Raw genomic sequence first — 12,846 nt, forward strand, 5'->3', positions numbered from 1 at the left:
GTCGATTAGCACACTCACTGGTCGTTGGTTGCTGGCTGCATGCCTACGGTTAACCAGGAAGAGCTCCGTGCCACGCTATCCATTCCTTCGTCCAGTTTATATAGTTTGTAACGGTTTATAATAGCAGTCACTCTTCTGATCCATTCATGACCGGCAGAGGAATAGCCGCTGTGATTCATTTGTTTGAGCCATACTGCGAATTCAGGGTTACCTTTCAGTTGGCTGAACCATTTCTTTCTGGCAAGCACTTCCACGAAATGTTCGTAGGAGGCTACGGCAGAAGCGTATTGCTTATACCGGGATTTTGTGCCGGGGGCTGTCTTTGACAGGTTGTTTTTTCCGACAATACCAAAGTGGTTGTTGAGCAATTTGGCATTTCTGCTGGTACCTGTGCCGGATTCCAGCATGGCTACCCCAAGGATAACACTGGCCGGAACGCCGGTTTCCTGCATGAGTTCTACAGATACCGGTTTAAATTTCTTCAGATAATTACTCGTGGACTGTTGAGCATACCCAACATTGCTGAGCATCAGCAATAAAAGCACCGCACATACCCATACTGACCGTTTGATGTAGGTTGTTACCTTTCTCATAGGAGTATTCTTTGTTACAGGTGAAAGATTGTTGTTTGTTTTCAGCATCATTACTTACCTCACATATCAACGATGATCACACATCACACCGCAATATTACTTTAAAAAATTAAATAATACGTTCTTTCTCTTCTAACCTTATCTTCGTCGTTAATTTCTTGTTAAAAAAATTGTTTCTCTATATTTGCACCAATCCCCTTTGATGCGGCAAAAACGCCATATCAAAGGGGATTTTTTCGCTTCAAAGCTCCCTAATGGGCAAAGATTGTGCCGGTAATCCTATTTTACCAGGCTGATCTTTAATTCGTCAAGCTGGGCTTGACTTATCTCGGCCGGAGCGTCCATCATGACATCGCGTCCGTGGTTGTTTTTCGGGAAAGCGATGAAGTCGCGGATACTTTCACTACCGCCCAAAAGCGAGCACAAGCGATCAAATCCGAAAGCGATACCACCATGTGGCGGTGCGCCATATTCAAAAGCTCCCAGCAGGAAGCCAAATTTGCGTTCTGCTTCTTCAGGTGACATACCCAGCGCAGCGAACATTTTCTGTTGCAGATCGCGCTGGAAGATACGGATAGAGCCTCCCCCTACTTCAGTGCCATTCAATACGATATCGTATGCGTTTGCCTTGATTTTGGCATATTGGGACATATCGTCCATGAGGCCGATTTGTTCCGGTTTAGGAGCGGTGAACGGATGGTGACGGGCCACCCAGCGATTTTCCTCTTCTGCATATTCAAACAGCGGGAAATCTATCACCCACAACGGTTTATACTCGTTTTTATTGCGGAAACCCAGGCGCTCGCCCATTTCCAGGCGCAGCTCACTCATGGCTTTACGGGTACGCTCTTCCTTGCCAGCCAGCACCAGGATCAGATCTCCGGGCTTCGCCTGACATTTTTGCGCCCACAGCTGCAGTTGCTGTTCGTCAAAAAACTTATCAACCGAGCTCTTCAGGGTACCGTCAGTATTATATTTAACATAGATGAGACCGCTCATACCGATCTGAGGTCTTTTTACCCATTCTGTCAGTTCATCGACCTGCTTACGGGTATATTCGGAGCAACCGGGCGCCGCAATAGCAACCACGAGTTCAGCTTCGTCGAATACTTTAAAGCCTTTCTGTTTTACGGTGTCATTGAGGTTAGACAGCTTCATCTCGAAGCGGATATCCGGTTTATCATTGCCATAATACTCCATGGCATCCTCCCATGTCATACGCGGAAAATCGCCTTCCAGCTCAATGCCTTTAACTTCTTTGAAGATATATTTGGTCATACCTTCAAAAATATTCAGTACATCTTCCTGTTCTACAAAGCTCATTTCACAGTCGATCTGGGTAAACTCCGGCTGGCGGTCTGCACGGAGGTCTTCATCGCGGAAACATTTTACGATCTGGTAGTATCGATCATAACCACTCACCATCAACAATTGTTTAAATGTCTGCGGTGACTGCGGCAAACCGTAGAACTGGTTAGGGTTCATACGGCTTGGCACCACGAAATCGCGGGCGCCTTCCGGTGTGGAATTGATCAGGAAAGGTGTTTCAATATCGATGAAGTTCCTGGTGTGCAGGTAGTTACGCGCGGCGCGGCCGACTGCATAACGCAGCTCCAGGTTCTGTTTTACCGCATTACGGCGGAGGTCGAGATAGCGGTATTTCATACGCAGCTCATCTCCCCCGTCGGTATCGTCGGTAATAGTGAAAGGCGGTGTTTTAGCCGCATTCAGGATTTTATATTCGCTCACCGTGATTTCGATGTCTCCGGTGGGGATATTTTTATTTTTGCTGGTACGCTCTGTCACGGTGCCAGTTACCTGTACAACGAACTCACGGCCTAATGGCTGTGCATCCAGTTTGTCATTCAGGCTTTCGTTGAATAACAGCTGAGTAATACCATAACGGTCCCGCAGATCAAAAAAGTTGATGCTGCCAAATTTTCTGACTGTCTGTATCCATCCTGCCAGCGTCACTTCCTGGCCTACCTGCTCCATTCTTAACTCCCCGCAAGTGTGCGTCCTGTACATGCGTAAAAAATTGATTTTAAATGTTTTATGGTTGAATCTCCGGATGTGCTGCCAGCTGTTCCGAGACCACTGTTCAGTTGATCAGCCATACCTGTAAGGGGGGCAAAGATACGGCATGATATGGGCATTTCACCCCCTGCCGGTGTTAAAATATCTATTTATGTCTACTTCCGGCATCAGCAGGGCATTTCCAGCCAACACTTCCGTAAAATGCGCGGCCATAAAGGGTGCCAGCGAACAACCCTTGGTACCCAGGCCGTTAAAGATGCCTACAGCGGGCATCTCCGGATGCAACCCTATCATGGGCCGGCGGTCATTACCCGAAGGGCGCACCGCCGCCAGCTGATACTCCACGTTATAAGGCACTTTCAATAACTGTTGCAGGCTATTTTCCAGTACCTCCCGCTGTTTGCTCGTTGGCAGATCATCAATGTAATCCCACACAAAGGAAGACCCCGCCCAGAACAATTCCGGCCCATAGGGTACCAGCGTAATGCTCTTTTTGATGATATCTTCTGTATGCAGACCAGGGATCCTGACCCACAGCACCTCTCCCTTGTTGGGCAGAAATGTCAGCCGGTCAAACCACGGGTTTTGCGCGGTAGCCACGCCGTCACAGAAAATGATCTTCTGCGCGGCGATATCTCCATAACGTACACCCGTCGGCGTTACTTCCAATTCAGCCAGGTTCAGATGCGCTTCCTGCAAGGCTCCCATACTGCTCAAAAACTGCCGCCACGCGGGTAACAACACCCGCAGGTTCACGGTGGCCCCCTTCACGATAGCCGCTCCATAAGGCTGGTCCAATATATCTTCATACTCCAGCTTGTCGGGCAACTGCGTATACTCTCCGCCAGCAGCCTTTTTCATGAAAGCATCATACAATTGCTGCGATGGGAACACATTCCAGAGACGGCGCTCGGTCAGCACCTGCACCTGCAATAGCTCCGACATCTTATGATAACTGTCCCGGGCAAACGGATAAATGGTGTCGTACATCCATGCCGGTTCAAATCTCCGTCCGGACACCGGATTAATAATACCAGCCGCCACCCGTGACGCACTATTGGATTTTGCATCGTCTATCACCAGCACCTTTTTGCCGGCCTGCCATAATGACCAGCTCAGCATGGTGCCGGCAATCCCCTGTCCTACTATGATATAATCTACACTTGTCATACTGTTCTTCTGAAGAAATAAAAATAAGATAAAATACTATCAATTCTGAGGGTATTATTATTTTCCAGATGTTTACAATCAATTGATTTACAATATTTCTGAGTGACATCCTTCGGTTATCCTTTACCTATCCTTCGCATATCCTATACGCATCTCTTTGTTAACCCCGATAAAATACATGCCAAACCGATACTTTCTTCTCCCAAAAAATAATGGGGCCGACCTTCCGGTCAGCCCCATTGATATAATGTATTGATGTTAGTTATTCGACTACTTTCACATTGATGCCTTCGCTGTGGGCGCTGAACTCCGGCGCATACATGCACTGTGCAGTGCTGATACCATTGGAGAACTTACCCTGGTGCGTTACAAACAATGCATACTCAAACACATAAGTACCTTTTGGCAGATAACTGAAGAAGAAATCCGTAGAGGCATCTTTGGTGCTTTCGTAGTAGCTGAGACCACCTTGCCATTTAGCGCCGCTCAACACGTTCTGTGGCTCAAAGCAGGCTGCACGCATGTCTTTCAGGTGGATGTATTGCATGGACCTGTCGGCACGCAGTACAATCCGCACTTTTACTTTGTCACCCACTTTCAGCTCATTGCCATCGGTGATTTTAGTCAGTACGGGACCTTTATCGGAATTCACTTCTTTATACAGTTCTTTTTCCAGTACCAGCGGTGTTTTAGCAGCAGTAATTTTATCCAGCTGTTCAAAATACTGCCAGTATATGGCGCCCCAGGAAGGTTGGCCCTTGCTGTCTTTCACCGTTACTTTGATATTACCCATGTCTGCTTTTACATCTTTCGCTTCAATCCGCTGTTTGAAGTAACCGGTACCTGCTTCAGCAGCCTGTTGTTTGCTGCTGATGGTTTCCTGGCCAAGCTGTATGTCTACGTCCGGGCTGGCAGTCAGCCAGTTGCTGCCTTGCAACAGCATAGCGTAACATGCATCAGCGGTGGATTTGGTAGTGCTCCAGTTATTGGTCTGTTTATTTTTCAACAGCCATGTTTTCATATCTGCCACGGCAGCGGCATCTTTACCGGCCACCTGGAATGCTTCTATCAACAGTGCCTGCGTTTCTATGGGCGCCTGATACCAGCCGTAACCGGCCACTACATCTTTCCAGTACATGCCCATTTCCGGATTGTTGATCGCATTTTCCTTCAGTGATTTCAGGATGGCGGCTGGAGTGGCTTTGTCGCCTTTTTTGAACTGGCTCAGGGCAATCATGCCTTGTGCATAGCGGCCCATTTTGGTCCAGTATTGCTGCTGTTGGGCTGCATAGAAGTCGAAGGACGGTTGCATGCCTTTAGGCACCGGACGGTTAAAGAAGCTGCGGGCATACAGGTATTGCACCTGCATTTCATCGACCTGTTGTTTTTTCAGATCAGCTTTGCTTTTGATCAGCTCATTGTAATCCTTGTCCAGCTGCCTGTCCAGGTACATCATAGCTTTATCAGCGATGCTGGCGGCTACCGGATCATCAGCGCCGGTCAGCTGTTGCAGGTGACCGATACCAGCCAGAATGTACTGGGTGATGTAGCGATCGGCCCACATACCGTTGAACCAGGCAAAGGAGCCATCTGGTTGCTGTCTGGCCGCCAGTTGGTTCAATGCTGTTTTTCTTTCCTTCTGCATACGTTGCAGATCAAACAACAGCGCTATATTTTTCTTCTGCTGTGATTCGTTCTTCGCTTCCAGCACCCATGGCGTTTGTTGCAACAGAACAGATTTCAGCTCTTCATTTTTTTGCAGGTTGCTCAAGAGGGCCGCGGTGTCGGTGGTTTTCCATCTTTCAAAAACCTGCTGAATACCAGGAACCGATTTGGTGATATGCGTAGCCAGTGCATTAGCATAATAGCGGTTAAACACCTGTTCAGAGCAATCGTATGGATACTCCATCAGGTACGGTAACGCCTGTACGGCATACCATGCCGGGTTGCTGGTGTATTCCACTGTGATACCCTGCTGACGCAGCGTGGAAGAAGCACCTGATTGCAGCAGCTTGTCGAATTTAAAGGTATGTTTACCATCTCCGCGTACCGGCAGCGGCAGCGCTTCGGTAACCAGTATGGAGTTGGTGAGCACGGGCAGTGCGTTTTCTTCGCCATCGCTGAAGTTGTTGGCTTTAGCCGTCACACGGTACAGCAGCGCACTGGTAAAGTTATTCGGCACCTGCAGCTGGAAGGTCACGACGGTGCTTTGACCGGCTTTAGCGGTAAAGTGCTGTACCGGGAAAACATTCTGGAACCAACCATCTACCGGCTGCATGGTAGCAGCGTCCAGCAGTTCCAGCTGTGCCTGCCCGATCAGTTGTGAGTCGGTCAGGTTGCTCACTTTAGTGGTGAAGTCGATTTTATCACCGGCTCTTACAAAGCGTGGCGCGTTAGGCATCACCATCAGTTGTTTCTGGGTAACGATGCTGGCGTTTATGCTTCCCAACGCAGCTTCTTTGGTATGTGCCAGGCCCTGAAAGTTCCATTTGGTCAGGGCTTCCGGTATAGTGAATTCAAAAGAGAGTTTACCGTCTTTGTCTGTACGCAGTTCCGGCAGGAAGAACGCTGTTTCCTGGAAGTTCTTACGGACAGGGACATTGCCGGTGTTTTCCGGAGTTTCCGGAGCTTGTTGTTCTACTGCCTTAGCATTTGTTTCATTAGCAGTATCATAAGCCACCTCTTTCATCACCCCTTTCTCGCGGGCAGCCGGGGCAGGTGCAGCCAGTGCCATCACAGCGCCAGCACTACCCGACACACTGCGCTTATACATGACCCTGTTTTCATACATTCCCCAAGAGAAGAAGTTGAGCACATCATAGTTTTTATCTTTGGCAATAGCACCCCGTTTATCTGTTTCAAAATAATACTGGGAATTCACCATTCCGAAGTTGTCATGCGCGGTATACACCGGACGGCCATTGGACATGATATCAGGATAGATATCCGGTTTAGCCCAGTGGTGTGGTACAAAAGCATCGAGCGATGCATCGTACATGGAGGCCAGCATTTCCGCTGCTGCTTTTTCACCTTTGTAGCCGGTTATTTCCACGCTCCATTTCTCCTTTTCTCCTGGCTGCAGTTTATCCCGGTGCGTACCAATTTTGATGCTCAGGTCTTTATTATCCCATGGCACCTGGATGGTATGCTGCCTAGCGAATACGCGGTTATCTTTTACGAAGATGTAGTAAAGCGACACGCCACCTCTTTCTTCTTCGGTGATGTTATAATCGAATTGTTTTACCCCGTCCAGCGTAATGTTTGACAGCTGTTGCGACTGGCTCACGCGGCCAAGGGTTTGTAATATGTTCAGGTCTTTTGCTGAGGAGCCCAGTATAACGGCACCTTTTTTTCCTGGTTCGGTGCGTTCTTCCGGCTGGTAACTCCAGAGGTAAGCCGGAGCAGCCAGTGTTTTTGCGTTTACATCTACCAGTTCAAAGACTGATTTTTGCACTACAGGCTGGCCATTTTTATCGTTAGCGCTTACCACCAGCTCATAGTAGCCAGGTACCAGCTTTTGAGCGTCTATCGCTATGTCGCCGGCAACGGTGCTGGTAAACTGCTGTTCCCATACGGCAGATTTACGGGCCCATTTGGCGTGTTCATCTTCATCATGGTAAATGTCCAGCGGGAAGTCTTTGATATAGGCTGCTTCGGTCATCACAAACTGGTCTGCCTGTTCCCAGTAACGGGGACGTAACAAGCGCTTGTTCGGCTCCAGCGGCTGCACCGCTACTTTAACGGCAGCTTGTTCAAAAGCGCCGTTCAGGTTGCGGGTGAAGACATGTACATTTTTCAGGGCGGCAGCTTCCAGGTGTTCCGGTACCTGTACATTGATTTCCAATGCCTGGTAACCGGCGTTAACAGACTGCATGGCACTGCGTGTTTCTCCGTTCAGGTCAGTCACATCAGCAGACACCACATAGGTGAAGATGGGCTTCTGATCAGCAGACACCGTCTTATCCGGCAAAGCAGGGAAGCTCACTTTAAAATGTCCGTTTTCATCCGTGGTAGTTTCACCGTGGGCTATTTCGCGGGAAGCGCCGATTGGCAGATATCCCCTGAATATCCACGGATAAGGGAAACGGGTCCTTCTTTCCACGCGGTATTTCACTGTAGCGCCGTTGATGTTATTACCGGCATATGCCAGTGCTTTACCTTCTGTGGTAACGGTTTCCCCTAAACGATAACTGGATTTAATGGTATCAAATTCCACATAGAATTTAGGCCGTTTGTATTCCTCTACGCGGAAGGATTGTCCGCCGTAGCCCTTGCCGTCCCGCATGGAGTAAACACCATTCAGGCGGCCTTCGGGCAGTACGAACTTACCGGAGAAAGAACCAAATTCATTGGAGGTCACTACAATAGAGTCTACCTTCTCATTGTTAGCATCATATAAAGCAAAGGTGCTTTTCAGGCCTTTCACTACGTTGCTGGTGTTTTTACCAGCTTCCTGCTGTAAAGCGATCCCTTTAAAATAAAGTGTCTGGCCAGGCCGGTAGATGCTTCTGTCGGTGAACAGGAAGATCCGCGGCGTAGTGGCTGAATTTTCTTCCCGACCATAGTTGTACAGGTATTTGTAGTCATCCAGGAACAGGATATCACCCTGCCGCTCCCATTTGAGCCGAACAGAGTGATTGTTGGTCCCCTTCAGGCTCAGTTCAGCAGAACCATTGTTACCGGTAACGGTAGAGAGCAACTGTACGAGTTTCGCTTTTCCATCGTTGTACTGCTCTTCAAAGGCAGTCAATTTAGTCCCCGGCAAAGGCTTACCTGTGCCGCGGTCCAGTGCTATAAACTGTGTACCGTTTTCCAGGTAACTGATATTGGACACCCATGTAAATTGCAGGGCCATAGGATTTTCTTTCAGGTCGAACCCGGGTTTGATGCTGGCGAGGATGATGTAGTGCCCCAGTGGCAGCGCATCGATCTTTATTTCAGCAGCATGACGGTTATAGTCTTTCGGGTCAGGCAGTGATTGTTCCCAGGCTTTCACCGGTTTTCTGTCGAGCAGCAGTTTCCAGTACCTGTTCTGACGGTCGCTGTAATCATTCTGTGCCAGCCGGAGGGAAGCGGTAAAAGCTTCATCCACAGCCAGTACGCGCAGGTATATTTTATCCGCGTTTTTATACTTCACCAGTGTACGGAAAGGCAGGGATGGTATGTTTACCTTTTCAGTAACCAGGTCGAGGGCTTGCGCTTTGATTTCTGTCAGCAGATTGGAACAGTCAGCCGCGCCTCGTGTACCGGGGCCTTTCTCTATAGCCTGTTCACATATTTCTTTGGCTTTTTTCAGGTTGGCAGTACTGTCAGCTTTGCCATACAGGGCGTTGCCGATGTAGGTATTAGCCAGCAGGGCCATTACGCCCGTCACTTCTTTCTCACTACCGTAAGCTGATGTCATCAGTTCCAGCGCTTTGCGGTATTGCTGCGCCTTATCTTCCGTCACCGCGATCTGCTGCATGTATTGAATCCTTTCGAGGTCTACATCGAGCAGGGCCGCCTTTTCATTTTCGTGCAGGCGTATCAGTTGTTGCAGCAACAGGATGGCCTGATATTGCAGGGAGGCTTTGTCTGTCGTTACAAATTCATGCCGGGCGAAGGTGGCGGCAGGTGCGAAGGCAGCCGGATCATCCAGTTCAAACTGGTTCACCGGTTTGGTGAGGGTGTTTTCGCCTGATTTAAAATAATCCAGGGCGCGGTGTGCCAGCAGGTCGAATAATACGGGGCGGAGCTGGCGGGAGTCGGTGCCTTTGATCAGGATAGGATCAAATTCCCCGACGGGTGTTTTTTGCAGGGTGGCTTTATCGGCCACAGAAGCCTGGTAGGCAGCCGTGATCTGGCTGTGGAGGTAATCCTGGCTCCAGGAAGTAATATCCGTACCGCCTTTCTCGTCCGCAATGGCGGTGCGGTTATAGAGCCGGTACCGGTTGTTGCGGAGATAGTTCAGCAGAAATTCGCCTTTAATGCTTTGCAGGATGGCCTGCTGGGCGCCTTTGGCAGCAGCAATTTTCTGGTTTAGTTTTTCCAGGTTTTGCTGGGCACTGCTCTCGCTCCGCTGGTCCGTGTATTTCATCTGATAGATGAGGGCCTTGATCTGCTGGGCGGGCAGGTTGTCTTTCACGGCCCGGGCATAGATCTGGTCTACTTCTTCCAGTGCGGATTTGGGCAGATTCTTCTCGTCGAGGGCAGTCACTTTCTTCCAGGAATTGTCATAATAGGTCTGAGCCATCACGCAGTTGGTTAAGAATAAAACAATGAATAATGAGAGGCATAAACGCATATATATCGCTATTTACAGTAAGTTATACTTTTTGTACAGGATGCAGGTATTGCACGGGTTTCCATAACGGGGGTCAAAAAAAAGGTGAAAAGTGATGGGAGACCCGCTTCACTTTTCACCTTTTCAAATATATCAGGGTAAACCGATTAGGCCAGTACTGGTTTTTTGCTCAGTACTTCAGCCATCGTTTTACCGATGTTAGCAGGGCTTTCTACTACGGTAACACCGCACTCCGCCATGATTTTCATTTTAGCGGCAGCTGTATCTTCCGCACCACCGATGATAGCACCGGCGTGGCCCATACGGCGGCCCGGAGGCGCTGTCTGGCCAGCGATAAAGCCTACAACAGGTTTAGTGCCGTATTCTTTGATCCAGCGGGCAGCTTCAGCTTCCATGCTACCACCGATTTCACCGATCATGATGATACCGTCAGTTTCAGGATCGTTCATCAGCAGTTCCACTGCATCTTTGGTGGGGGTACCGATGATCGGGTCGCCACCGATACCGATAGCGGTAGAAACACCGAGACCAGCTTTAACTACCTGATCAGCAGCTTCGTAAGTCAGGGTACCGGATTTGGAAACGATACCGATTCTGCCTTTTTTGAAGATGAAGCCGGGCATGATACCCACTTTGGCTTCTTCAGCGGTGATAACACCCGGGCAGTTAGGCCCGATGAGGCGGGTATTGGAACCTTGCAGGAAGTTTTTCGCCTTGATCATGTCCTGAACAGGGATACCTTCCGTAATACATACTACCAGGGCAATACCAGCTTCGGTAGCTTCCATGATTGCGTCAGCAGCAAATGCCGGAGGTACAAAAATGATAGACACATTGGCACCGGTAGCTTTTACCGCGTCAGCCACGGTGTTGAACACCGGGCGCTCCAGGTGGGTTGTACCGCCTTTACCGGGCGTAACACCGCCTACAACCTGGGTACCATATTCGATCATCTGTGTAGCATGGAAAGTACCTTCTGTACCGGTAAATCCCTGCACAATCACTTTGCTATCCTTATTAACTAAAACACTCATCGCGCTTGTTTTATTGGTTTATTATGTTATATGTTTCTTCTATCGGTGCGGCAAAAATAAGCCGATTTCCATAATTCTGCAATTTAGTGCCTTTAAGATAAAGCTACCAAATGGCAGGGAAATTACTTTTTGCTGTCACGTTTCAGCTGTTCCTCCAGCTGATCTTTCCACTTATTGTCCTTGAACATGTCCAGCTGGCGCATTTCTTTGGCTTCCCGGAGGAATTCAGAGGCAAAAATGAAGTCGTTGAGCTTCTGGTCCTTACTGAATACGATCTCCTTATTGCTGCCTTCCCACTGCTTCTGCCCCTGGTACATATATACAATGTGGTCACCGCTTTCCATTACGGTGTTCATATCATGGGTATTGATGACAGTGGTGATATTGTATTCCTGGGTCAGTTCCTTGATCAGCTGGTCTATCAGCAGGGAGGTTTGAGGATCAAGGCCGGAGTTGGGTTCGTCGCAGAACAGGTATTTGGGATTTAATACGATGGCACGGGCAATCCCTACTCTCTTTTTCATACCACCGCTGATTTCGGCAGGGAATTTTTTGGCGGCATCTTTCAGTTGCACTCTCTCCAGACACTCTTCCACCCGCTTTTTCCGCTCTTTCAAAGAGTCCTTGCTGAACATTTCCAGTGGGAACATCACATTTTGTTCTACCGTCATACTGTCAAACAGGGCCGATCCCTGGAACAGCATCCCGATTTGCTGGCGGACTTCCTTCTTGGCATGGTGGTCCATGGCGGTGAAGTTCTGATTATCATACAGGATAGTACCGGTATCTACTTCCATCAGGCCTACGATACATTTCATCATAACGGTTTTGCCGCTACCGCTGGCGCCAATGATCAGGTTTACCTTACCAGACTCCATAACGGCCGAAACGCCTTTCAGTATCTCCTTATCTCCAAAGCCCTTGGTTATATCTTTCAGTTCAATCATGATTACAGTAATATAGCCGTTAATGCGTAGTCCATAAATAATATCAGTACGCAGCTTACTACCACGGCGGTGGTGCTGGCCTTACCGATCTCCAGAGCGCCGCCCTGCACATTGTATCCATAATAGGCCGACACGCTGGCGATGATAAATCCGAACGTATAGGATTTGGCCATGGCGAAAAATACGTTGTAAGCCTTAAACTCCTGCCGCAGCCCCATCATGAACTGCTCACCGGAGAGAACACCAGACAGCACGCCCGCCTCTTTGCCGCCCCAGATACCCAGGAAACCGGCAATGGCCACCAGGACCGGAATCATCAGCGTAGCAGCCAGGATTTTAGGCATGATCAGGTAACCTTTGGTATTGATACCCATGATCTCTAACGCGTCTATCTGTTCTGAGATACGCATATTGCCCAGCTCAGAGGCTATTTTAGAGCCAATCACCCCGGCCAGTACAATACTGGTAAGGGTTGGCGCAAATTCCAGAATGATGGTGTCCCGCACTACCTGTGCGATCGTGCTTCTAGGAATGATAGGGCTCACCAGCTGGTAAGCGGTTTGCAGGGTGGTAACCCCTCCCATGAACAGGGAGATAATAAATACTATCCCGAACGACCCTACGCCAATATCTACACACTGCTGCATAAACTGCTTCCAATATAACTTCATGTTTTCCGGACGGGAAAACATGCCTTTCAGCATCAGCAGAAAATTTCCAAAATGATAAAAGAATCTGAATTCCATAGCTGGTCAAAGATATGAAGGATTTTGCCAATCCGA

General features: G+C 48.9%; 7 protein-coding genes. All 7 read right to left on the reverse strand.

Features of this window, described 5'->3' with window-relative positions:
* Positions 1-14 precede the first annotated feature (14 nt).
* Positions 15-593, reverse strand: a complete 579-nt coding sequence (locus HHL17_RS00705) for a glucosaminidase domain-containing protein (protein WP_169222902.1) — start codon at positions 591-593, stop codon at positions 15-17.
* Between the two features lie 279 nt (positions 594-872).
* Positions 873-2,621: an aspartate--tRNA ligase gene (gene aspS, locus HHL17_RS00710; protein WP_169222903.1), complete on the reverse strand. Its 1,749-nt coding sequence runs from the start codon at positions 2,619-2,621 to the stop codon at positions 873-875.
* A gap of 129 nt (positions 2,622-2,750) precedes the next feature.
* Positions 2,751-3,800, reverse strand: a complete 1,050-nt coding sequence (locus tag HHL17_RS00715; RefSeq protein ID WP_169222904.1) for an NAD(P)/FAD-dependent oxidoreductase — start codon at positions 3,798-3,800, stop codon at positions 2,751-2,753.
* A gap of 262 nt (positions 3,801-4,062) precedes the next feature.
* The gene (locus HHL17_RS00720; RefSeq protein WP_169222905.1) at positions 4,063-10,032 is read right to left on the reverse strand and encodes an alpha-2-macroglobulin family protein; all 5,970 of its coding nucleotides are present in this window, start codon (positions 10,030-10,032) and stop codon (positions 4,063-4,065) included.
* 197 nt (positions 10,033-10,229) lie between these two features.
* On the reverse strand, positions 10,230-11,117 hold the full coding sequence (gene sucD, locus HHL17_RS00725; RefSeq protein WP_169222906.1) for a succinate--CoA ligase subunit alpha: 888 nt from the start codon (positions 11,115-11,117) through the stop codon (positions 10,230-10,232).
* A 122-nt stretch (positions 11,118-11,239) separates the two neighbouring features.
* Positions 11,240-12,064, reverse strand: a complete 825-nt coding sequence (locus tag HHL17_RS00730; protein ID WP_169222907.1) for an ABC transporter ATP-binding protein — start codon at positions 12,062-12,064, stop codon at positions 11,240-11,242.
* 2 nt (positions 12,065-12,066) lie between these two features.
* Positions 12,067-12,810 carry an MlaE family ABC transporter permease gene (locus HHL17_RS00735; RefSeq protein WP_169222908.1) on the reverse strand — a complete coding sequence of 248 codons (744 nt, stop codon included), beginning with the start codon at positions 12,808-12,810 and terminating at the stop codon, positions 12,067-12,069.
* Positions 12,811-12,846: the final 36 nt, after the last annotated feature.

Source organism: Chitinophaga fulva, from assembly GCF_012927205.1.
Lineage (GTDB): Bacteria > Bacteroidota > Bacteroidia > Chitinophagales > Chitinophagaceae > Chitinophaga > Chitinophaga fulva.

Excerpts from the sequence above, each read along its gene's own strand:
- sucD (WP_169222906.1), bottom strand. The coding sequence starts at position 11,117 with ATGAGTGTTTTAGTTAATAAGGATAGCAAAGTGATTGTGCAGGGATTT.
- aspS (WP_169222903.1), bottom strand. The coding sequence starts at position 2,621 with ATGTACAGGACGCACACTTGCGGGGAGTTAAGAATGGAGCAGGTAGGC.
- HHL17_RS00720 (WP_169222905.1), bottom strand. The coding sequence starts at position 10,032 with ATGGCTCAGACCTATTATGACAATTCCTGGAAGAAAGTGACTGCCCTC.
- HHL17_RS00715 (WP_169222904.1), bottom strand. The coding sequence starts at position 3,800 with ATGACAAGTGTAGATTATATCATAGTAGGACAGGGGATTGCCGGCACC.
- HHL17_RS00705 (WP_169222902.1), bottom strand. The coding sequence starts at position 593 with ATGAGAAAGGTAACAACCTACATCAAACGGTCAGTATGGGTATGTGCG.
- HHL17_RS00730 (WP_169222907.1), bottom strand. The coding sequence starts at position 12,064 with ATGATTGAACTGAAAGATATAACCAAGGGCTTTGGAGATAAGGAGATA.
- HHL17_RS00735 (WP_169222908.1), bottom strand. The coding sequence starts at position 12,810 with ATGGAATTCAGATTCTTTTATCATTTTGGAAATTTTCTGCTGATGCTG.